At 70.3% G+C, this 20,389-nt stretch carries 19 protein-coding genes; 5 read left to right on the top strand and 14 right to left on the bottom strand.

What is annotated here, in order from left to right; genetic code table 11:
* Positions 1 to 130: 130 nt before the first annotated feature.
* The 8 genes from cobT to ACFYWS_RS22315 form a co-directional block, all read right to left on the bottom strand.
* Complete coding sequence (gene cobT / locus ACFYWS_RS22280) at positions 131 to 4,156, bottom strand: nicotinate-nucleotide--dimethylbenzimidazole phosphoribosyltransferase (protein ID WP_389279264.1); 4,026 nt, start codon at positions 4,154 to 4,156, stop codon at positions 131 to 133.
* 374 nt (positions 4,157 to 4,530) lie between these two features.
* Positions 4,531 to 5,745 (bottom strand): precorrin-6y C5,15-methyltransferase (decarboxylating) subunit CbiE, encoded by a 1,215-nt coding sequence (cbiE, locus tag ACFYWS_RS22285; RefSeq protein WP_389279266.1) that lies wholly within the window; start codon positions 5,743 to 5,745, stop codon positions 4,531 to 4,533.
* Positions 5,746 to 5,866: 121 nt separating this feature from the next.
* Complete coding sequence (locus ACFYWS_RS22290) at positions 5,867 to 6,505, bottom strand: GNAT family N-acetyltransferase (protein ID WP_389279268.1); 639 nt, start codon at positions 6,503 to 6,505, stop codon at positions 5,867 to 5,869.
* Positions 6,506 to 6,652: 147 nt separating this feature from the next.
* Positions 6,653 to 7,471, bottom strand: a complete 819-nt coding sequence (locus ACFYWS_RS22295; protein WP_389279270.1) for a MetQ/NlpA family ABC transporter substrate-binding protein — start codon at positions 7,469 to 7,471, stop codon at positions 6,653 to 6,655.
* On the bottom strand, positions 7,471 to 8,301 hold the full coding sequence (locus ACFYWS_RS22300; RefSeq protein ID WP_389279272.1) for a MetQ/NlpA family ABC transporter substrate-binding protein: 831 nt from the start codon (positions 8,299 to 8,301) through the stop codon (positions 7,471 to 7,473). Before ACFYWS_RS22300 ends, ACFYWS_RS22295 begins: the two co-directional genes overlap by 1 nt.
* 57 nt (positions 8,302 to 8,358) lie before the next feature.
* Positions 8,359 to 9,090: a methionine ABC transporter permease gene (locus tag ACFYWS_RS22305; RefSeq protein ID WP_389279274.1), complete on the bottom strand. Its 732-nt coding sequence runs from the start codon at positions 9,088 to 9,090 to the stop codon at positions 8,359 to 8,361.
* Positions 9,087 to 10,127 (bottom strand): methionine ABC transporter ATP-binding protein, encoded by a 1,041-nt coding sequence (locus ACFYWS_RS22310; protein ID WP_389279276.1) that lies wholly within the window; start codon positions 10,125 to 10,127, stop codon positions 9,087 to 9,089. The genes ACFYWS_RS22305 and ACFYWS_RS22310 overlap by 4 nt, the downstream gene beginning before the upstream one ends.
* 458 nt (positions 10,128 to 10,585) lie before the next feature.
* Positions 10,586 to 11,236 carry an HAD-IA family hydrolase gene (locus ACFYWS_RS22315; RefSeq protein ID WP_389279278.1) on the bottom strand — a complete coding sequence of 217 codons (651 nt, stop codon included), beginning with the start codon at positions 11,234 to 11,236 and terminating at the stop codon, positions 10,586 to 10,588.
* A 71-nt stretch (positions 11,237 to 11,307) separates the two neighbouring features.
* Here ACFYWS_RS22315 and ACFYWS_RS22320 point away from each other — a divergent pair, with 71 nt between their 5' ends.
* Both ACFYWS_RS22320 and ACFYWS_RS22325 read left to right on the top strand, forming a co-directional pair.
* A complete protein-coding gene (locus ACFYWS_RS22320; protein ID WP_266721663.1) occupies positions 11,308 to 11,667 on the top strand; it encodes a hypothetical protein in 360 nt (119 codons plus the stop codon).
* A gap of 1 nt (position 11,668) precedes the next feature.
* Complete coding sequence (locus ACFYWS_RS22325; RefSeq protein ID WP_389279280.1) at positions 11,669 to 12,124, top strand: hypothetical protein; 456 nt, start codon at positions 11,669 to 11,671, stop codon at positions 12,122 to 12,124.
* Between the two features lie 3 nt (positions 12,125 to 12,127).
* On the opposite strand, the gene ACFYWS_RS22330 is transcribed toward ACFYWS_RS22325, so the two are convergent.
* From ACFYWS_RS22330 to ACFYWS_RS22340, 3 genes are all read right to left on the bottom strand, one after another.
* On the bottom strand, positions 12,128 to 12,652 hold the full coding sequence (locus ACFYWS_RS22330) for a GNAT family N-acetyltransferase (protein ID WP_389279282.1): 525 nt from the start codon (positions 12,650 to 12,652) through the stop codon (positions 12,128 to 12,130).
* 39 nt (positions 12,653 to 12,691) lie between these two features.
* Positions 12,692 to 13,210 (bottom strand): sigma-70 family RNA polymerase sigma factor, encoded by a 519-nt coding sequence (locus tag ACFYWS_RS22335; protein WP_389279284.1) that lies wholly within the window; start codon positions 13,208 to 13,210, stop codon positions 12,692 to 12,694.
* 74 nt (positions 13,211 to 13,284) lie between these two features.
* Positions 13,285 to 14,496 carry a glycerophosphodiester phosphodiesterase gene (locus ACFYWS_RS22340; protein ID WP_389279286.1) on the bottom strand — a complete coding sequence of 404 codons (1,212 nt, stop codon included), beginning with the start codon at positions 14,494 to 14,496 and terminating at the stop codon, positions 13,285 to 13,287.
* Positions 14,497 to 14,769: 273 nt separating this feature from the next.
* On the opposite strand from ACFYWS_RS22340, the gene ACFYWS_RS22345 reads away from it, so the two are divergent.
* The gene (locus tag ACFYWS_RS22345) at positions 14,770 to 15,459 is read left to right on the top strand and encodes a lysophospholipid acyltransferase family protein (RefSeq protein ID WP_389279288.1); all 690 of its coding nucleotides are present in this window, start codon (positions 14,770 to 14,772) and stop codon (positions 15,457 to 15,459) included.
* Positions 15,460 to 15,677: 218 nt separating this feature from the next.
* Here the strand turns inward: ACFYWS_RS22345 and ACFYWS_RS22350 are convergent, their stop codons facing one another.
* Positions 15,678 to 17,210 carry an MFS transporter gene (locus tag ACFYWS_RS22350; protein WP_389279290.1) on the bottom strand — a complete coding sequence of 511 codons (1,533 nt, stop codon included), beginning with the start codon at positions 17,208 to 17,210 and terminating at the stop codon, positions 15,678 to 15,680.
* Positions 17,207 to 17,758: a TetR/AcrR family transcriptional regulator gene (locus ACFYWS_RS22355; protein WP_389279292.1), complete on the bottom strand. Its 552-nt coding sequence runs from the start codon at positions 17,756 to 17,758 to the stop codon at positions 17,207 to 17,209. Before ACFYWS_RS22355 ends, ACFYWS_RS22350 begins: the two co-directional genes overlap by 4 nt.
* Before the next feature lie 121 nt (positions 17,759 to 17,879).
* Between ACFYWS_RS22355 and ACFYWS_RS22360 the strand changes: the two genes are divergently transcribed.
* On the top strand, positions 17,880 to 18,149 hold the full coding sequence (locus ACFYWS_RS22360) for a hypothetical protein (protein ID WP_389279294.1): 270 nt from the start codon (positions 17,880 to 17,882) through the stop codon (positions 18,147 to 18,149).
* Between the two features lie 99 nt (positions 18,150 to 18,248).
* Here the strand turns inward: ACFYWS_RS22360 and argH are convergent, their stop codons facing one another.
* The gene (argH, locus tag ACFYWS_RS22365; RefSeq protein WP_389279296.1) at positions 18,249 to 19,676 is read right to left on the bottom strand and encodes an argininosuccinate lyase; all 1,428 of its coding nucleotides are present in this window, start codon (positions 19,674 to 19,676) and stop codon (positions 18,249 to 18,251) included.
* Between the two features lie 125 nt (positions 19,677 to 19,801).
* Between argH and ACFYWS_RS22370 the strand changes: the two genes are divergently transcribed.
* The gene (locus tag ACFYWS_RS22370; RefSeq protein ID WP_389279298.1) at positions 19,802 to 20,389 is read left to right on the top strand and encodes a pyridoxamine 5'-phosphate oxidase family protein; all 588 of its coding nucleotides are present in this window, start codon (positions 19,802 to 19,804) and stop codon (positions 20,387 to 20,389) included.

A 20,389-nucleotide genomic window follows, 5' to 3' on the forward strand; every position in this document is an offset into this window, starting at 1 on the left:
GTTTGGTGTGAGCGTACGTCGTGGGCGTGACGAGGAGGTTTCCCCCACCCCGCCCCTTCCCGAAACCGGGGGCTCCGCCCCCGGACCCCCCGCTCTGCGGACCAGAGGCAGTTTCGGGAAGGGGTGGGGGCTACTTCTCCGTGACGCCTGCCGAGTCGAACGTGGCGACCTCGTGCATCGCGCGGGCCGCGCTCTGGACGATCGGGAGGGCCAGGAGGGCGCCCGTGCCCTCACCGAGGCGCAGGTCCAGGTCGACGAGCGGGCGCAGGCCCAGCTTGTTCAGGGCCGCCACGTGGCCCGGCTCCGCGCTGCGGTGGCCCGCGATGCAGGCCGCGAGGACCTCGGGGGCGATGGCGCGCGCGACGAGGGCGGCCGCACCGGCGCTGACGCCGTCGAGGATCACCGGCGTACGCAGCGAGGCGCCGCCCAGGAGCAGGCCGACCATGGCCGCGTGCTCCAGGCCGCCGACCGCCGCGAGGACGCCGATCGGGTCGGCCGGGTCGGGCTTGTGCACGTCGAGGGCGCGGCGCACGACCTCGACCTTGCGGGAGTGCGTCTCGTCGTTGATGCCGGTGCCACGACCGGTCACATCGGCGGGGTCGACCTCGGTGTAGACGGAGATCAGGGCGGCGGACGCGGTGGTGTTCGCGATGCCCATCTCTCCGGTGATCAGCGCCTTGTTGCCGGCCGCCACGAGGTCGCGGGCCGTCTCGATGCCGACCTCGATGGCCTCCTTGACCTCTTCGCGGGTCAGGGCGGGGCCTGTCGTCATGTCGGCGGTGCCTGCGCGGACCTTGCGGGGCAACAGGCCGGGCGTCGCCGGGAGTTCGGAGGCCACGCCGACGTCGATGACGCAGACCTCGGCGCCGACCTGGCTCGCGAACGCGTTGCAGACCGCGCCGCCGCCAAGGAAGTTGGCGACCATCTGGCCCGTGACCTCCTGCGGCCAGGGGGTGACGCCCTGCGCGTGCACGCCGTGGTCGCCTGCGAAGATCGCGACGGCCGCGGGCTCCGGGATCGGCGGCGGGCACACGCGGGAGAGGCCGGACAGCTGGGCGGAGATGATCTCCAGCATGCCGAGCGCGCCCGCGGGCTTCGTCATCCGCTTCTGCCGCTCCCACGCCTCACCGAGCGCCTTCGCGTCCAGCGGGCGGATGTTGGAGACGGTCTCCGCGAGCAGGTCGTGCGGGTCCTCGCCGGGCAGCGCGCGGCGGCCGTACGTCTCCTCGTGCACGACCCACGACAGCGGGCGGCGCTTGGACCAGCCGGCCTGCATCAGTTCCGGCTCCTCCGGGAACTCGTCGACGTAGCCGACGCAGAGGTACGCGACGACTTCGAGGTGCTCCGGCAGGCCGAGGGAGCGGACCATCTCGCGTTCGTCGAAGAAGCTGACCCAGCCGACGCCGAGGCCCTCGGCGCGGGCCGCGAGCCACAGGTTCTCGACCGCGAGGGCGGAGGAGTACGGGGCCATCTGCGGCTGCGTGTGGCGGCCCAGGGTGTGGCGGCCGCCGCGGGTCGGGTCGGCGGTGACGACGATGTTCACCGGGGTGTCGAGGATGGCCTCGATCTTCAGTTCCTTGAACTGCTTCGCGCGGCCCTTGGGCAGGGACTTGGCGTACGCGTCCTTCTGGCGCATGGCCAGTTCGTGCATCGCGTGGCGGGTGTCCGCCGAGCGGATCACGACGAAGTCCCAGGGCTGCGAGTGGCCCACGGACGGCGCCGTGTGGGCCGCCTCCAGGACGCGCAGCAGCACCTCGTGCGGGATCGGGTCGCTGCGGAAGCCGTTGCGGATGTCGCGGCGCTCGCGCATCACGCGCAGCACCGCCTCGCGCTCGGCGTCGTCGTAGGCGGGGGCGGCGGGGTGCGCCTCGCGCTCCGGCGTGAGGTGCTCGGGCTCGCCCGTCAGCTCGGCGGGCGCGAGGGTCTGCTCCGCGGGGTCCTCGGTGCCGACGGCCTCGGGCAGCGGGATCGCGGTGGAGTCGCCTTCGCGCGGAGCGGGAACGCTTGCGGCCTCCGCCGTCTCGGCGGAGTCGGGGCCGGCCCACTCCGTGGCGTGCGCGGGCGCCTGTTCGGCGGGCAGCTGGTTGGCCATGGCGTGCGGGTCCTGCGTTTCGGTGACGGTGGCCTCCGGCTGACCGGGGGCGGGCTGCTGGTCGGCGGTGGAGTGCGGCGTGGCAGCCGCCTGGTGGTCAGCGACGCCTGCGGCCTGGTCGTTTGCAGTGGCCTGCGGCGTTGCAGCGACCGGTTGGTCGGCGACGGCTACGTGATCACCTTCAGCCGGGTGGTCGGCGGTGGCCTGGTGACCGCCAACGGCATGCGGCGCGGCAGCGACCTGCTGGTCAGCGGCGGCCGGCGGCGTGGCGGAGACCTGCTGGTCAGCGGCGGCCGGCGGCGTGGCGGAGACCTGCTGGTCGGCAACGCCTGCGTCATCGCCTGCGGCCTGGTGGACAGCGGCGGCCTGCTGGTCAGCAACGCCTGCGTCACCGCCCGCAGCCCCGTGACCGGCAAAGCCTGCGTGATCGCCTGCGGCCTGGTCGTAGGCGGTGGCCTGCGGCGCGACAGCGACCGGCTGGTCAGCGGCGCCTACGTGATCGCCAGTGCCCTGGTCCTCGGCGGTGGCCTGCGGCGCGACAGCGACCGGCTGGTCAGCGGCGCCTACGTGATCGCCAGTGCCCTGGTCCTCGGCGGCGACCTGCGGCGCGACAGCGGCCTGCTGGTCAGCGGCGCCTACGCCACCGCCCGCAACCTCGTTACCGGCAAAGCCTGCGCGGTCGCCAGCGCCCTGGTCGTCGACAGCGGCCTGCGACGCGGCAGCGGCCTGGTGATCGGCGGTGGCCTGCTGCCCGGCAGTGACCTGCTGGTCAGCGACGCCTACGTGATCGCCGGCGCCCTGGTCCTCGGCAGCGACCTGCGACGCGCCAGCGCCCTGCTGATCGGCGGTCGCCTGCTGACCAGCAACGGCCTGCTGACCAGCAACGCCTACGTGATCGCCAGCGCCCTGCTCCTCGGCAGCGACCTGCGACGCGCCAGCGCCCTGGTGATCGGCGGTGGCCTGCTGCCCGGCAGCGACCTGCTGGTCGACGACGCCTACGTGATCGCCAGCGCCCTGGCCGTCGGCAGCGATCTGCGACGGGACAGCGACCTGCTGGTCGGCGACGCCTACCTGATCGCCAGCGCTCAGCTGGTCGACAACCACCTGCTGGTCGGCGGCAGCCCGCTGGTCGGCAACGGCCCGCTGGTCGGCAGCAGCCCGCTGCGCGGCCACGCCTCGCGGGTCGCTGACGGCTTGCTGGTCGGCGGCCTCCCGCTGTGCGGCGAACGACTGCTGCTCAACCGCGTCCGGCCGGCCGGCCGCGTCTTCCTGACCGGTGCCGGCTTCCGGCGTAGTCGCACCCTGCTCACCCGCAAGCTGCGCGGCAGCGCCTTGCTCCTCCGGGAGTGGTGGGACCACCATCGCCTGCGGCGGGGTCGGTGCCAGGTGCGGGGTCGTGGGGATGATGCCGTCGACCGGGATGAACTGGCCGAGTGTCTGGTCCGCGGCGGGCTGCTGGGCGTATCCGTGCCCCGCGTAGCCCGGCTGCTGCGGGTAGTCGTAGCCGCCCTGGCTCTGCTCGTACGGGGCGTGGCCCGCGTACGCGCCGACCTGGGCGAACTCCTGGGCGTGCGCGGGGGTTTCGGGCTGCGCGTACTGCGGAGCGACCGTTTCTGCGGGGGGCAGCTGCTGGGCCTGGGCCGGCTGCCACGGGGCGGCGCCCTGCGGCGGGATGTCCAGGTACTCCGGTCCCGTGGTGGGCGGGCCCGACTGACGAGCCGGCATCGGCGTCTGCTGGGCGGGGCCGCGGTCGGCGAGCGAGCGGACCGGACTGCCGTTCGTGTCGGGGACGGCAGGGCCCATGTGCAGCGGGCGGCGGGGCTGAGACTGGGACGGGGCGTACTGCTGGCCCTGCCCCTGGCTGTGGCTCTGGTCCGTCGGCTGCGCCTGCGGCTGGCCCCAGGCGCCCTGCGAACCGGGCATCAGGAGGATCTCGTCGTCCTCGGCCGTGGCGTCCGCGGGATCGAGGTAGGTGTACGCGCCGGGTGCGGGAACGCCCGGCGGCTCCGCCGTACCCGCGTCCTCCGGCAGCCCTTCGCCCGGAACCTGACCGGTGTCGGTCATGCCTACCCCTCGCCCATCGAATGAGAACTTCCTGGCCGCCCCCGGCCGTCCGCCGGAACTGCGAGCAGCTTCACGCTTCACTGTTTCGCTGTCCGGGGCGACGCGTCGACCGCCCGTCAACAACAACGAGCGTGCGTGCCACGCGGCACGAACCGCTCCGGACAACAGGCATTGTCCCGGTCGGACCGCGGCCACGGAACGTAGTTCGACCATGGCCTTCTGTGGACTGCGCCACGTTGCGCGTCCTCCGGTCGCTGCCGTACCACACGCACCTCAAAAGTGGTGCGTTTTCGGGACATTGGCGTACGAAGAGCCGAACGTCCCGGTGCGGTACAACGATCGGCCAGCCTACCGCGCGCGGCGCGCCGCCAGGGTCACGGGTGGCGGACGGGCAGCCGTCCCGAGAGGAGGAACCCCACGGTCCGCTCCTTCTCCGTCCAGACGCGAGTGTCCAGTTCGACGGATTGCAGGAGGGCGCACTCGACCTCGTATCCGTGCTCCGTCAGGTCCCTGCCGATGAGTTCGGCGGCGTCGCGTGTCGCGGCGTGCGTGACGATACGGGCGGGGCGCCGGTCCGCGACGGCCGATACGACGGCCGCTCCCCCGCCACCGACGCGGACGACGTCGGGCTCCGGGAGGTCTTCGAGGGCGTACGGGGCGGTGCCGTTCACGATCTGGACCTGGACGCCGAAGCGGCGGGCGACGGCGAGGGTCCGGGCGCAGGCGTCGGCGTCCCGGTCGACGGCGATGACGGCGGCGCCGAACCGTCCGGTCTCCGCCGTGAACGCTCCGCTGCCGCAGCCGATGTCCCACACCAGGTCGCCCGCTCGGGGCCCCAGGCGGGCGAGTTGGGCGGCGCGCAGCTGTTCGCTCTCGCCCTCGCCGAACGGTCCCGCGTACTCGTGCGCGGGCAGGGCCCAGCCGCGCGGTCCCGTGTCGGGGTCGCCGCCGGCCAGCCAGCCGCCGTTCTCCGAGGCGCCGGTGACCGGGCCTCCGATGACGATGACGACATTGGGGTCGCGCCACGCGTGGTCGGCGGCCTTGTCGGAGGTGACGACGGTGACCTGTTCGCGGTCGGTGCCGAGCTCCTCGCAGATGACGAAGGTGCGGTGGACGCCTTCCAGGAGCAGGCCGAGTTCGGCGGGGCCGGCGCCCGGTGAGGTGAGAACGGCGACCTTGGTGTGGGCGCGGCACACATTCACCGCGCGTCGCAGGGTGCGTCGGTGTGCGACGACCACCTGTGCGTCGTCCCAGGGCATGCCCGCGCGGGCGAACGCCTGGGCGACCGAGGACACAGCGGGCACGACCTCGACCTCAAGGCCGTACTGGGGCGCGCGCAGGGTGCGTACGACACCGAAGAAGCCGGGGTCGCCGTCCGCGAGCACGACGGCCGTGCCGCGATGGCCCGCGATGCGGCGGGCGGCGAGAGCCACGCTGCCGAGCCGGACGCGCTCGGCGCGCTCGGGCACCTCGGGGAGCGCCAGGTGGTGCCCGGCGCCCGCCACGAGCGTGGCCGCGCCGAGTGCTGAGCGGGCCGCGGCCGTCAGCGGCGAACCGTCCCAGCCGATCACCGTGACCCGGTCGGCCATCGTCGTCAGTCTCCTGGGTGTGCTCGGGTACGTACGTGCCCATGCGGCACGGAGGTCGGGGGTGCCGCCGGGGTCGGGGCACCGTGAGCGTACCTGCCCGGACCACCGATCGCCCGTGGGGTCAGTTCCAGTCCGAGAAGGCGGTGAAACCCCCGGCCTCCGCCAGTTGCTCGGTGACACCCTCCAGGTCCTCGGGCAGCAGGCTCCACACGATGAAGTCCGTGCGGGCCTCGGCGAGGCCGCCGTCCTCGGTGCGCGTACGCGCTATGCAGGCGTTGCGCAGCACGCCCTCGCTGATGCAGCCGATCTTCTGGGCGACCTGCTGGGCCGCGGTGTTGTCGGCGGCGGTGCGCAGTTCGATGCGCTCCAGGCGCTGGTCGCGGAAGAGCCACTGGGCCGTGGCGAGCGCGGCCTCGGACGCGTAGCCCTCACCGCGGGCCCAGGGGGCGACGATGTACGAGAGCTCGGTGGCGCGCACATGCCAGTCGGTTCCGGTCAGCTGGATGGTGCCGACGAGCCGCTGGGTGAGGAACTCGGTGACGGCGAAGTGGAGTCCGGCGCCGCTCGCCCGTTCCTTCGGCGCACCCTCGGTGATCCAGTCGCGCGCGCCCTCCTCCGTGAACGGCTGCGGCACCGCCGTCCAGGCGACGACCAGCTCGTCGTTCATCATCTCCGCGAGCGCCGGTACGTCGTCCTCGTCGAGCGGACGCAGCACCAAGCGCTCCGTGCTGATGGAGATCCTGGGGAAGCTGTTCGTCATGCGCCGCTCTCCGTAACCTTCGTTGGCCTCTACCTTCGCGTCGGCCTGGTCAAGTGCCCAGCATGCAGCATGAAGACACGTAACTGCACATGGGGGCCGCCCCTGTTGCCAGGAGCGGCCCCCATGGAAGGGCGGTGTACGGGTCCCTCAGACGGGGAGCACCGAACCCTTGTACGTGGTCTCGATGAACTTCTTGACCTCGGGCGAAGTCAGCAGCTCCGCCAGCTTCTTGACCCGCGGGTCGTCCTCCTCGCCCTTCTTCGCGGCGAGGATGTTGTTGTACGGGTTGTCCTTGACGGACTCCAGAAGGATGGCGTCCTTCTTGGGGTTCAGTCCCGCGTCCATCGCGAAGTTGTTGTTGACGGCGGCCACGTCGACGTCGTCCAACGAGCGCGGCAGCTGGGCCGCTTCGAGCTCCTTGAACTTGAGCCCCTTGGGGTTCTTCGCGACATCCTTGGGCGTCGCGTTCAGACCGGCGCCCTTCTTGAGCCCGATCACGCCCTGGGAGGCGAGGAGTTCGAGCGCCCTGCCCTCGTTGGTGATGTCGTTCGGCAGCGCGACGGTGGCCCCGTCGCGCAGCTCGGTGACGTCCTTCGTCTTCTTCGAGTAGAAGCCGAGCGGCGGCAGGTAGACCTGGGTGACCGGTGCGAGCGTCGTGCCCTTGGACTTGTTGAAGTCCTTCAGGTACGGCGTGTGCTGGAACAGGTTGGCGTCGAGGTCGCCCTGCTGGAGCGCGGTGTTCGGCAGGACGTAGTCCGTGAACTCCTTGATCTCCAGGTCGAGTCCGGCCTTCTTCGCCAGGTTCTTCTGTACGTACGTGAGGACTTCGCCGGCCGGCGTCGGCGTGGCCCCGACGACCAGCTTCTCGCTCGCGTCCGCCTTGTCGGAGCCGCAGGCCGTGAGGCCGAGGACGAGTGCCCCGGCGGTCACGGCGGCGGGAATCGTGGACTTCAGGGAAGTACGCATCAGAAGGAGGGGAGCACCGAGCCCTTGTACTTGTCGTCGATGAACTTCTTGACCTCGGGCGACGTCAGGAGCTTCGCGAGCTTCTTGATGCGCGGGTCGTCCTGGTTTCCGTCCTTCACAGCGAGCACGTTGTTGTACTCGTTGTTCTTGGTGGACTCCAGGGCGAGGGCGTCCTTGGCGGGGTTCAGCTCGGCACCGATGGCGTAGTTGCCGTTGATCACCGCGGCGTCGACGTCCTTGAGGGAGCGCGGGGTCTGCGCGGCCTCGACCTCCTTGAACTGGAGGTCCTTCGGGTTCTTCGCGATGTCCTGCGGGGTCGCGGCGGACTCCGAGCCCTTCTTGAGGGTGATCAGGTCATTGGCGGCGAGGAAGCGCAGCGCGCGGCTCTCGTTGTCGGCGTCGTTCGGAAGGGCGACGGTGCCGCCCTTCTTGAGGCCTTCGAGCTTCTTGGCCTTCTGCGAGTAGAGGCCGAGCGGCTCCAGGTGGACGGTGGCGACCGACTTGAGGTGCGTGCCGTTCTTCTTGTTGAAGTCTTCCAGGTAGGGCGTCGTCTGGAAGTAGTTGGCGTCGACCGAACCGTCCTCGGTGGCGTTGTTCGGCGTGACGTAGTCGGTGAACTCCTTGACCTCGAGGTTGAGGCCTTCCTTCTTCGCCAGGTCCTTCTTTATGTAGTTGAGGATCTCGGCGTGCGGGACGGGAGTCGCGGCGACGACCAACGGGTCGGAGGCCTTGGCCTTGGTGTCGGCCTTCTCGGAGCCGCAGGCCGTCAGGCCCAGGGTGAGGGCGCCGGTGGCGAGGACAGCTGCGGTGATCTTGGTGGTGTTACGCACGAAAAGTGCCTTTCCATCAGTAGTGCGACCCGCCGAGCAGGGCGGGTGGAACAGGGTTCAGCCGGACTTGGTGGCGGTGACGGCCGTACGGCCGGCGAAGAGGTTGAAGCGGATCGGGTCGCCGCCCTTGCCCGCACGGCGGTGCAGGACCCGGGCCCCGCTGTCGCCCGCGAACTGGATGAGCGAGATGACGACGGCGAGGACCGCCACCGTGATCCACATCAGGTTGGCCTCGAAGCGCTGGTAGCCGTAGCGGATCGCGATGTCGCCGAGGCCGCCCGCGCCGACCGTGCCGGCCATCGCGGAGTAGCCGATGAGCGCGACGATCGTCGTGGTGGTCGCCGAGATCAGCGAGGGCAGCGACTCGGGCACGAGGACCTTGCGTACGACGGTCCAGGTGTTGCCGCCCATCGACTGGACGGCCTCGATCAGGCCGCCGTCGACCTCACGTACGGACGTCTCGACGAGCCGCGCGAAGAACGGGATGGCGCCGATGGCGAGCGGCACGATGGCGGCCTCGCGGCCGATGGTGGTGCCGACGATCGCGCGCGTGAAGCCCATCAGGGCGACCATCAGGATGATGAAGGGCATCGAGCGGACGATGTTCACGATCTGCCCGATGATCTTGTTCAGATACGCGTTCTGCAGCAGTCCGCCGCGGTCCGTGAGGACGAGGAGCACACCGAGCGGCAGCCCGATGATGATCGCGATCAGCGTGGACCAGCCGACCATGTAGAAGGTGTCCCAACATGCCTGGGACAGCAGCGGCTGCATCTCCGACCAGGTCACTTGGTGACACCTTCCTTCTTCAGAGCGGCGGGCGAGGTGCCCTGGACGTCGACCTGGAGGCCCTGTTCGCGCAGGAAGCCGATCGGCACGACGTTGTCGTCGTAGCGGCCGGGCAGTTCGATGCGCATGCGGCCGACCTGCTTGCCCGCGACGGTGTCCATCGCGGCGCCGAGGATCGAGATGTCGACGTTGTAGGTGCGGGAGAGCTGCGAGATGACCGGCTGGGTCGTCGACTCGCCGTGGAAGGTGACGTCGATGACGGTGCGGTCGTCGCCGGAGGCCTCGCCGCTGACCGGGAAGAGCGCGGAGGCGAGTTCGGAGCCGGGTGTCGCGAGGAGCTCGCTGACGGTGCCGGACTCGACGATCCGTCCGCGCTCCATGAGGGCGGCGGAGTCGCAGACGCTCTTGACGACGTCCATCTCGTGCGTGATGAGCAGCACGGTGAGGCCGAGCTGCCGGTTGAGGTCGCGCAGCAGCTGGAGGATCGATCGGGTGGTCTCCGGGTCGAGGGCGCTGGTCGCCTCGTCGGAGAGCAGCACCTTCGGGTCGCCGGCGAGCGCGCGGGCGATGCCGACGCGCTGCTTCTGGCCGCCGGAGAGCTGGGCGGGGTAGGACTTGGCCTTGTCGGCGAGGCCGACCAGGTCGAGCAGTTCCAGCGCCTTGGTGGAACGTTCCTTCCCCGACTTGCCGAGGATTTCGAGCGGCAGCTCGATGTTGTCCTGCACGGTGCGCGAGGACAGCAGGTTGAAGTGCTGGAAGACCATGCCGATGCGGCTGCGCGCCTCGCGCAGTTCCTTGCCTGCGCGCGAGCCGCGGCCGACGAGGGCGGTGAGGTCCTGTCCCGCGACGGTCACGGTGCCGGAGGTCGGACGCTCCAGCAGGTTCACGCAGCGGATCAGCGAGGACTTGCCGGCGCCGGACTGTCCGATGACGCCGTACACCTCGCCTTCGCGCACGTGCAGATCGACGCCGTCGAGGGCGGTGACCTCTCGGCCGCGCGAGCGGTAGACCTTGGTGAGGCCCTTTGTGGTGATCACGTGGGTTTCCGTAGCTGTCGAGTGCGCGGCACGGGTGGCGCCGGGCACGGGGCATTCGGTCGGGAACTTGGCTGGAGTTTCCGGGCGCGCGACAGGTCTCACAGAGGCGGAAGAACCGGTGAGGAGAGGCTGTGCGCGGGGCGGACCCGGTCACGTAGGCGAATGGTTTCTCCCTGCGGAGTCACTCCCTACGGAACAGGGCGCGCGGGTCTCGCTTCGGGGCGCGAGAACTAGGGGGTCCCCCCTGCTCGAGTCTGTTCGAGAGCTTGGGGGAGGTGTGGGGGCCCTCAGAAGGCGCACATTCGACACATACAAGCAGCACCGGGCGTCATGGTCGCCTCGGTCGCAAGGGTGCGGCTGCTCGTCGTGGTCATGTCGGCAAGTAAAGCAGACGTGAGGACGCGAGCGGCCCCCGCCGTCCGGTATTCGGACAGCGGGGGCCGAACATTCAAGGGGGGTCAGACGGCGGCGGTGATCTCCACGCCCGCGTCCGTGACCTGCGCGGACACCGCGGAGAGGTCCTTCACCACGACGTCGGCGGAGAGCTCGTCCGCCTCGTGCGTTGTGGTCAACGCCACGGTCCTCATGCCGCCGACGCGGCCCGCCGTGAGACCGGCCGGGGCGTCCTCGAAGACGACGCAGCGCTCCGGGTCCACGCCCAGCTTCCCGGCAGCGAGCAGGAACGGCTCGGGGTTGGGCTTGCCGTGCGTGATGTCGTCCGCGGCGATGAGCAGCGGTGTCCTGATGCCGACCGCGGCGAGCCTGGCCTCGGCGAGGCGGCGGGTGGCGGAGGTGACCACGGCCCAGTTCTCGTCGGGCAGCGAGGTGAGCAGGTCGAGCGTGCCGGGCAGGACGTGGGTCCCACCGTTGGGCACGTCCTCGACCTCCAGCTCCTCGATGCGCTTCACGGCGTCCGCGACCTTTTCGGGGGGCAGCAGGTCGGCGGCGATTTCGGCGGCGGGGCGGCCGTGCAGCTCTACGGCGGCGAAGGCCTCGGCGGTGATCCCGTACTCCTCGGCCCAGCGGGTCCAGCAGCGGTACACCGACTCCATCGACGAGAGCAGGGTTCCGTCGTTGTCGAACAGCAGGGCGTCAGCGGTGATCTTCATGTATCCCGAGGGTACGGGTCACCCCGGGGTCGAGCGCATCGGGTCTTTTGGCCCGTAATAGGCTCACGGCCATGCTTGATGTCCTGACCCTGGTGACGGGTCTCGCCGCGCTGGCGCTCGCGGCCTGGTGCGGTTTCGCCGCGTATCGCGACCAGCCGACGAAGGACTGGCACTTCATCGGCATGGCCGTGGTGTCGGTGCTCGCGCTGGTGCAGCTGGTGGTCGGGATCGTGCAGCTCGCGCGGGGCGAGAAGCCGGACCAGGGCACGACGATCTTCGTCGCGTATCTGATCGGGGCCTTCGCGTGCGTTCCGGCGGCGGGCTTCATGTCGCTTGCCGAGCGCACCCGCTGGGGTTCGGTGACGGTCGCCGCGGGCGGCGTGGTGCTCGCCGTTCTCGAGGTGCGGCTCTTTGACATCTGGGGAGGCTGAGGTGGCTGTGACCGCTGCGAAGAAGGAACCCGCGAAGGCAGCGAAGGAGCGGAGCCGCCTCATCAGCGGACCCGGCATTCTGCTCGTGTGGCTCTACGGCGTGATGGTCGTCGGTGCCGTGTCGCGCTCGGCGGTGCAGATCTCCACGGAGTTCGACAAGGCGCCGCTGGCGTACTCGCTGTCGGCGGTGGCGGGGCTCGTGTACGCCTTCATCACGTACTCGCTGGTGCGCGGCGGGGACACGGCGCGCAAGGCCGCGTTCGTGTGCTGCGCCCTGGAGTTGGCGGGCGTGCTGATCGTCGGTACGTGGACGCTGGTGGAGCCGTCCGCGTTCCCGGACGCGACCGTGTGGTCGGACTTCGGCGTGGGCTATCTGTTCATCCCGGTACTGCTGCCGCTGAGCGCGATGTACTGGCTGCGCAAGGGTGTGCTGCAGCGGCAGCAGCCGGCGAACTGACCGTCAGGCACTCGCCACGAAGGCGTTCGCCGCGGCGCCCTGGTCCTGGTCTTCGGTGTCCTTGGCGAGCGTCACCAGCGTCAGCCGGTCGTCGACCCGCTGCGTGGACACGGGCGCGTAGCCGTGCTGACGGTACAGGCGCAGGTTGTGGTCGCTGCGGTGGCCGGTGAACAGCTGGAAGCGCTTGGCGGCGCCCGCCCCTCCCAGCTCGGCCTCCACGGCGGTGAGCAGCCGGCCGCCCAGGCCGTGCCGCTGCATGCGCGGGTGGACGATCAGCTTGTTGATGTGCGCCGTGCCGTCGGCGTCGACCGTGCCGCGCACGGACGCCACCACTTCGTCGCCGAGGCGCGCCACGAGCACGGTGCCGCCGTCGAGTTCGGCCCTGATCGAGGTCAGGGACTGTGTGAGCGGTTCGATCGAGTAGTCCCCGTAGAGCTGTGCCTCGCTCTGGTAGCAGAGGTACTGCAACTTCAGGATCTGCTCGGTGTCCGCTTCGGTCGCCGCAGAGATGGTCACGCTCATGCCCATGTGTGCATGCCTCCCGCTCACCTGTTCGCCGGTTGTCCTTCACCCTTTTCCCCGACGGGCCGTGAGCGCAACCTCGGAGGACAGGATTCTGCGCAGGCAACCCAGACATCTGGAACGTTCCGGCCCAAGGCTGCCCTGTGAGATACCCAACTCGCCCGCGATTTCCCGGTAAGTGAGGTCCTTCGGGGACAGCAGCGCACCGATGAGGCGCGGGCAGCGCCCGGGCAGCCGGCGCACCGCACCGCGCAGCGCCTGGTCCCGTTCGTGGGTGAGCGCGCGGCGTTCGGGGTCGACGGCGGCCGGGTCCGCGGCGGGCCGCAGGCCGTACGGCAGCTCGCGCAGTGCCGTACTCCGCTGGCGGCGGGCCTCGGCGCGGACCGCTTCGCGGAGCCAGGCGGCGGGGTCGTCCGGTGGGCCCTGGGTGGCGAGGTGCTCCAGGAGGCGGACCCAGACGGCCTGTTCGAGGTCGCCCGGGTCACCGGTGGCTCCCGGGAGTTCGGCCCGGACCTCGGCCGCGAGGAGGGGACGCAGGGGCTCGATCACGGTGTCGTACGTCATGTACGCCGGGACGGGGCCGCCCCGGCGGCCGGTTGCCGGGGCGGTCGGGTCTCACTCCAACCGGCTTGCTGGGGTCACCCGTTGACGAAGTCCTCGCGGGCGAGGAGCGCCGTGTCGCAGTTGTCGGAGAAGATGCCGTCGATGCCGGTCTCGTAGTACGCCTTGAAGGCGCCGAACGCGTCGCCGTACGCGCTGGGGTCGGTGCCCTTCTTGAAGTCGGCCGGCAGGAAGGTGTTCTCGTTGCGCATCGTGTACGGGTGCAGGACGAGGCCCACCTTGTGCGCGTCCCTGACCAGCGTCGTGGGCTCCAGCAGCTTGCCGTTCGCGTCCTTCGGGATGATCAGGTCGAGGGTGGGTCCGATGCCGTTCGCGTACGACGCGATCTCCGCGAGCCCCTTGGGCGTGATCAGGTCGGCGACGGTGCGCGGGTCGCCGGTGTCCACGAAGTCGTACGGGCGCGACTTCGCCGTGGACAGCAGGACGGCCAGCGGGTTGCCGACCAGCTTGTTCATGCGCTGGATGCTCGTCGGCTCGAAGGACTGGATGATGACGGGCGAGTTCTTCCGGTGCAGTCCGTGGGCGCGCAGCACCTTGGCGATGCGCTCCTCCAGGCCGAGGTTCTGCTTGCGGAAGTACGTGGGGTGCTTGAGCTCCGGGTAGATCCAGATCTCGCGGCCGAGCTTCTTGCTCTGCTGGGCGCGCCAGCGCAGGACCTCCTCGAACGTGGGGATCTCCCAGCGGCCGTCGTAGAGGGTGTTGTGCCGGCGGGTGCCCGGGATGCGCTCCTTGGCCCGCAGCGTCTTCAGCTCGGCGAGCGTGAAGTCCTCGGTGAACCAGCCGGTGGTGGCCACCCCGTCGAGGCTCTTCGTCGTCCTGCGGCCGGCGAACTCGGGGTGGTCCGACACATTGGTCGTGCCGCCGATTTCCGGTTCGTGACGGCATACGAGATGACCGTCCTTGGTCGGGCAGAGGTCGCCCGCCTCGATGATGTGCGCGCCCATGTCGAGCGCCAGCTGGTACGAGCCGAGCGTGTGCTCCGGCCGGTAGCCGCTGGCGCCGCGGTGCGCGATGACCGTGGGCACGGGGAGGCCCGCGAGGCCCTTCTTCATGTTATTCGCGCCACTTTCTCTGCTCGCGGCTCTCGCCGTTCCGGCCGCCCCGAATGCCGTGACTCCGGCGCCGAGGACCGCCGCGCCGAGCAGCGAGCGCCGACCGAGCGCCGCCGATGCCTGTGGCTGCTGCGCCCCCTGCGCGGCCTGTGACTTCTCGTTCCCCTTGTTCCCCATGAAGCACTCCTCCCACCAAGTACTGCCTTGCACCTGTCAAAGCGAGACCGATCGTAGGGGTGGGGAAGTGACGAGTGGGAGACCCTGGACGGAACGTCAGGGTGATGCGGCGTGGCATCCGGGCGTTGCCCGCACATCAACGTGGCGCAAACTCAGGTCAACTCCGCGTATCCAGTCGGTGAACCCGATGTGCAACGGGTACTCGTCCGCGAGTATCGTCCTCACCTGCACAGATTCCTCAGTCCAAACCAGGTGTTCACCACCACTCATTCCTTGACATCGGAGGGCTCGTTGTCCCGCTTCGCGCTCATCAAGGCACTGCTCGGTCCGGTCATGCGCCTGATGTTCCGCCTACGGGTGGAAGGCGCAGAGAAGATTCCGGGGAACGGTCCCGTCATTCTGGCGGGCAACCACCTGACGTTCATCGACTCGATGCTGCTGCCGCTCGTCTGTGACCGGCAGGTCTTCTTCATCGGCAAGGACGAGTACGTCACCGGCAAGTCCCTCAAGGGCCGCCTCATGGCGTGGTTCTTCACCGGGGTCGGCATGATCCCGGTCGACCGCGACGGGGCCAATGGCGGTGTGGCCGCGCTGATGACCGGCCGCCGCGTCCTGGAGGAGGGCAATATCTTCGGGATCTACCCCGAGGGCACGCGCTCCCCCGACGGCCGGCTGTACCGCGGCCGGACCGGTATCGCCCGTCTGACGCTGATGACGGGTGCGCCCGTCGTCCCCTTCGCCATGATCGGCACGGACAAGCTGCAGCCCGGGGGTGCGGGGATTCCGCGTCCGGGCAAGGTGACCGTGCGCTTCGGCGAGCCGATGGAGTTCTCCCGCTATGACGGGATGGGGCGCGACCGGTACGTGCTGCGGGCCGTGACGGACTCCGTGATGACCGAGGTCATGCGGCTGTCCGGTCAGGAGTACGTGGACATGTACGCCTCGAAGGCGAAGGCGGCGTAGCCGCGCTTACGGGTGTGCGGGCCCGGTCGACCGGATGTTTCCGGTCGGCCGGGTTTCTTGCTGCCGCACCGTTCCCACGCCACGGGGCTCCGCCCCGGACCCGCGCCTCAAACGCCGGCGGGGCTTGATATGCAGCCCCAGCGGCGGGTGGGGATTTTCAAGCCCCTGCGGCGATTGAGCAGCGGGGTTCGGGGCGGAGCCCCGTGGCCGGGGACGGGTCACTGTTCCAGGCGTTGGCCGCGCAGGAGGAACCACGCCGCCACCGACGTCGCCAGCAGCACCACCGCCCCGATGCCCGCCGCCAGCTGGAGGCCGTCCACGAAGGCCGACTGCGCCCCGGCGAGGAGCGCGTCCGCCTGCCCGGCCGGCAGGCCACTCGCCGCCTCGACCGCGCCGCCGAGCGAATCGTGCGCCGCCACCGCGACATCCTCCGGCGTACCCGCCGGAACCGTGAACCCCGAGTAGACGCCGGTCACGATCGAGCCGAGCAGCGCGATACCGAGTGCCGTACCGAGTTCGTACGCCGTCTCGGACACCGCCGACGCCGCACCCGCCTGCTCCTTGGGCACGCTGGAGAGGATCACGTCGGCCGTCACCGTGAACGAGAAGCCCGCGCCGATGCCGACGACGAGCAGCACCGCGCCCAGCAGCGGGTACCCGGTCGACTGGCTCAGCGTGGTGAGCGCGGCGAGGGCCAGGCCCACCGCCGCGAGCCCACCCGCGACCACGGAACGTACCGAGAAGCGGCGCGCCACCGTACCGGCGATCAGGCCTGCCGCCACCGCACCCACCGCGGCCGGGAGTTCGGCGAGGCCCGCCTCCAACGGCTCACGCCCCTGCACCAGTTGCAGGAACTGCGACAGGAAGAAGACCAGGCCGGCGAGGCCGAGGATGGTCAGGAGGTCGGCGAGGACCGCGCCCGAGAAGCCGCGGTTGCGGAACAGGTGCATGTCCAACAAGGGCGCCTTCAGGGTGAGTTGGCGACGCACGAACCACACCAGGCCCACCACACCGACCACCGCCGACGCCGCCACACCGAGGCCGAAGCCGTGCGCCGCCGCCTCCTTCACGGCGTAGACGACACCGATCATGCCGACGAGGGACAGCACCACGCTCAGCAGGTCCCACGGACCCGGCACCGGGTTCTTCGACTCGGGGATGAGCTTCGCGCCGACGACCACCAGGATCGCCATCACGGGCAGGTTGATCAGGAAGACCGAGCCCCACCAGAAGTGCTCCAGCAGGAACCCGCCGACGACCGGACCGACCGCCGCGCCCGCCGAGGCCATCGCGCCCCAGATGCCGATGGCCAGCGAACGCTCGCGCGGGTCGTGGAAGATGTTGCGGATCAGGGCCAGCGTGGAGGGCATCAGGGTCGCGCCCGCGACGCCCAGCAGGGCGCGCGCCAGGATCATCAGCTCGGGCGTCGTCGCGTACGCGTTGAGCACGGAGACCGCGCCGAAGGCGACCGCTCCCACGAGGAGCAGCTTCTTGCGGCCGATGCGGTCACCGAGGCTGCCCATCGAGACGAGCAGTCCGGCGATGACGAACGAGTAGACGTCACCGATCCAGAGCAGCTGGGTGCCGGAGGGCTTCAGGTCCTCGCTGATGTACGGGGTCGCGAGGCCGAGGACGGTCGCGTCGACGGCGACGAGCAGCACGGCCAGCACGAGGACGGAGAGGGCGAGCCACCGCGCGGGACGGGACGACACCACCTCCGCCGCAGGGGTGCGCTGTGGTGTGCTGGTCATGGTTCCACTCTCCGTAGTGCCCCGCCGAGCAGTAGCTCGACGATCATGAATTGGAAGTCCTTGGCCGCGACGCGGCCGTCCTGTACCGCCCAGGCGCCGCTGCCGATGAGGCCGTAGAGCGCCTCGGTCAGCCAGGCGGGTGTCAGATCGATCCGGAACTCGCCCGTCTCCTGGCCGCGCCGGAAGAGCGCTTCGATGCGGGCGTCCAGACGGGCCCAGCCCTCGTTCTGCTGCTCCCCCTCGAAGAGCTGGTTCTCCGTCACGAGGAAGGCGAGCAGCGGCGCCGAGGGTTCGAGCTCGCGGATGAGGGCGCGCAGCGCGTCCGCGACCCGGCCCTCGTCGAGCCGGGCCCGGTCGAGCGCCGATTCGCACTCGGCGAGGCCGAGCTCCTCCAGCGCGCGGACCAGCGCGTCCCGGCCCGCGAACTGGCGGTGCAGGGTCGCGCGGCTGATGCCGGCGGCCCGCGCGACCTCATCCATGGTGGCAGTGGACTTGCGGGTCAGCAGGGCGGCGGCGCTGTGCAGCACCTGAGCGCGATCGACTGGCATGAGACGAGAGTACCTCACATGAGACATAAATGTCTCACACGCGGCTCGGCCGTCTCCGGTGGCCGCTCCCCTCACGCGGTGTTACGACTGTCGGGACATTCGACCCTCGGGAGGTACCGGCATGGGGTGCTGCATCTTCGCGGCGATGGCGGCCATCGGGCCGCGCGTGGCCCTGGTGATCACGTGGCTGTTCACCAACCTTGTGGACCGCGCCTTCAGCGGCGTCCTGCTGCCGCTCGCGGGACTGATCCTGCTGCCGTGGACGACGCTGGGCTACGTCCTCGCGTACGCGCCCGTGGTCGGCGTCGGCGGGATCGGCTGGGTCGTGATCGTCTTCGGCCTGCTGCTCGACCTGTCGAGCTACGGAGGCGGCGCGAAGGCTCGCCGCTGACGCCCCGCTCCCGCGCCCGCTCCGACGCACGCGCACACCGAGAAGGGCCCGGCTCGTCCACGGATGGACGAACCGGGCCCTTCTCGGTGCCTGCGGGGGCTACTTCTTCGCGTCGGCCCAGGTGCGCTGCACCGTCAGGTCCTGCTTGACCTCGGCGAGCTGGACGGCGACCGCGCTCGGCGCCGTGCCACCGCGGCCCGAGCGGGAGGCCAGGGCGCCCGGAACGTTGAGCACCGTGCGGACCTCGGGCGTGAGGTGCTCGGAGATCTTGGCGAACTGCTCGTCGGTGAGGCCGTCGAGCTCCTTGCCCTCCGCCTCGGCGACCTTGACGCACTCGCCCGCGACATCGTGCGCGACACGGAACGGCACGCCCTGCTTCACCAGCCACTCGGCGATGTCCGTGGCGAGCGAGAAGCCGGCCGGGGCCAAGGCCTCCATGCGCTCCCGGTTGACCGTGAGCGTCGCCATCATGCCGGTGAACGCAGGGAGGAGCAGCCGCAGCTGGTCGCAGGAGTCGAAGACCGGCTCCTTGTCCTCCTGGAGGTCACGGTTGTACGCGAGCGGGAGCGCCTTGAGCGTCGCCATCAGGCCCGTGAGGTTGCCGATGAGGCGGCCCGACTTGCCGCGCGCCAGCTCCGCGATGTCCGGGTTCTTCTTCTGCGGCATGATCGACGAGCCGGTGGAGAAGGCGTCGTGGAGCGTGACGAAGGAGAACTCCTTCGTGTTCCACAGGATGATCTCTTCGGCGATCCGCGAGAGGTTCACACCGATCATCGCGGTGATGAAGGTGAACTCGGCGACGAAGTCACGCGAAGCCGTGCCGTCGATGGAGTTGGCGGAGCTGCCGTGCTCGAAGCCGAGGTCCCGCGCCACCGCCTCCGGGTCGAGGCCGAGGCTGCTGCCCGCCAGGGCGCCGGAGCCGTACGGCGAGACGGCCGTCCGCTCGTCCCACTGGCGCAGCCGCTCCGCGTCCCGGGACAGGGACTGGACATGGGCCAGGACGTGGTGGGCGAAGAGCACCGGCTGGGCGTGCTGGAGGTGCGTACGCCCAGGCATCGCCACGGCCGGGTGCGCCTCCGCGAGGCCGACGAGGGCCTCCTGGAGGTCGGCGATCAGGCCGCCGATGGCCCGCGCCTCGTCGCGCAGGTACATCCGGAAGAGCGTCGCCACCTGGTCGTTGCGCGAGCGGCCGGCGCGCAGCTTGCCGCCGAGGTCCGGGCCGAGACGCTCAAGGAGGCCGCGCTCCAGGGCGGTGTGCACGTCCTCGTCGGCGATCGTGCCGACGAAGGAGCCGTCCGCGACGTCCGTCTCCAGCTGGTCGAGGCCGCCGATCATGCGGGTCAGCTCGTCCTCGGTGAGCAGTCCCGCCTTGTTGAGCACGCGCGCGTGGGCACGGGAGCCCGCGATGTCGTAGGGGGCGAGGCGCCAGTCGAAGTGGACGGAGGCGGAGAGTTTCGCCAGGGCCTCGGCCGGGCCGTCGGCGAACCGGCCGCCCCAGAGGCGGACATCGCCGGTGTTGCTGCTCACGTGCTCTGCTCCTCGGGCCGGTGGATCTGAATGCCGGTGCGTTTGTCGCTGTGCATGATTATGCAGGGTTCTGCATGATTCGTCAATCGCCCCCACGGGCCGCCGCTTCCGGGCATCATCCCGGTATGGGAAAAAGCCATGAACGCATAGACGGGCGGCTGCGCACGTTCATCGAGGACCAGCCGATCTTTTTCACCGCCACCGCGCCGCTCTCCGACGACGGCACGGTCAACCTCTCCCCCAAGGGCCTCAAGGGCTCCTTCGTCGTGCTCGACGAACTGACCGTCGCCTACCTGGACTTCGCCGGTTCCAACGCCGAGACCATCGCCCATCTCCGCGAGAACGGCCGGATCACGCTGATGTGGTGCGCGTTCCAGGGCCCGCCGAACATCGTCCGGGTGCACGGCCGCGGCGAGCCCGTGTTCCGCGACGACCCGCGCTTCGCCGAGCTGGTCGGCCGCTTCCCGGACATCGACCCGACCCGCAACGGCCTGCGCGCGATCATCGTCGTGCACGCCGAACACATCCGCGACACCTGCGGCTACACCGTTCCCTTCATGACGTACGACGAGGACCGCGACCTGCACGGCAGGCGATTCGAGCGCGAGGACGACGCGGGGCTCGACGCGTACTTCCAGAAGAAGGAGTACATCGCGAAGAGCCTGGACGGACTGCCCGGGCTGCCGTTGCCGCTGCCGCCCGCTACGTTCTGA

Origin of the sequence: Streptomyces sp. NPDC002795, assembly GCF_042888725.1 — a bacterium.
Classification (GTDB): Bacteria; Actinomycetota; Actinomycetes; order Streptomycetales; family Streptomycetaceae; genus Streptomyces.

What these genes read in the sequence shown, in the direction of transcription:
- cobT (WP_389279264.1), bottom strand. Translation starts at nt 4,156, where the DNA reads ATGACCGACACCGGTCAGGTTCCGGGCGAAGGGCTGCCGGAGGACGCG.
- cbiE (WP_389279266.1), bottom strand. Translation starts at nt 5,745, where the DNA reads ATGGCCGACCGGGTCACGGTGATCGGCTGGGACGGTTCGCCGCTGACG.
- ACFYWS_RS22290 (WP_389279268.1), bottom strand. Translation starts at nt 6,505, where the DNA reads ATGACGAACAGCTTCCCCAGGATCTCCATCAGCACGGAGCGCTTGGTG.
- ACFYWS_RS22295 (WP_389279270.1), bottom strand. Translation starts at nt 7,471, where the DNA reads ATGCGTACTTCCCTGAAGTCCACGATTCCCGCCGCCGTGACCGCCGGG.
- ACFYWS_RS22315 (WP_389279278.1), bottom strand. Translation starts at nt 11,236, where the DNA reads ATGAAGATCACCGCTGACGCCCTGCTGTTCGACAACGACGGAACCCTG.
- ACFYWS_RS22320 (WP_266721663.1), top strand. Translation starts at nt 11,308, where the DNA reads ATGCTTGATGTCCTGACCCTGGTGACGGGTCTCGCCGCGCTGGCGCTC.
- ACFYWS_RS22330 (WP_389279282.1), bottom strand. Translation starts at nt 12,652, where the DNA reads ATGGGCATGAGCGTGACCATCTCTGCGGCGACCGAAGCGGACACCGAG.
- ACFYWS_RS22335 (WP_389279284.1), bottom strand. Translation starts at nt 13,210, where the DNA reads ATGACGTACGACACCGTGATCGAGCCCCTGCGTCCCCTCCTCGCGGCC.
- ACFYWS_RS22340 (WP_389279286.1), bottom strand. Translation starts at nt 14,496, where the DNA reads ATGGGGAACAAGGGGAACGAGAAGTCACAGGCCGCGCAGGGGGCGCAG.
- ACFYWS_RS22350 (WP_389279290.1), bottom strand. Translation starts at nt 17,210, where the DNA reads ATGACCAGCACACCACAGCGCACCCCTGCGGCGGAGGTGGTGTCGTCC.
- ACFYWS_RS22355 (WP_389279292.1), bottom strand. Translation starts at nt 17,758, where the DNA reads ATGCCAGTCGATCGCGCTCAGGTGCTGCACAGCGCCGCCGCCCTGCTG.
- ACFYWS_RS22360 (WP_389279294.1), top strand. Translation starts at nt 17,880, where the DNA reads ATGGGGTGCTGCATCTTCGCGGCGATGGCGGCCATCGGGCCGCGCGTG.
- ACFYWS_RS22370 (WP_389279298.1), top strand. Translation starts at nt 19,802, where the DNA reads ATGGGAAAAAGCCATGAACGCATAGACGGGCGGCTGCGCACGTTCATC.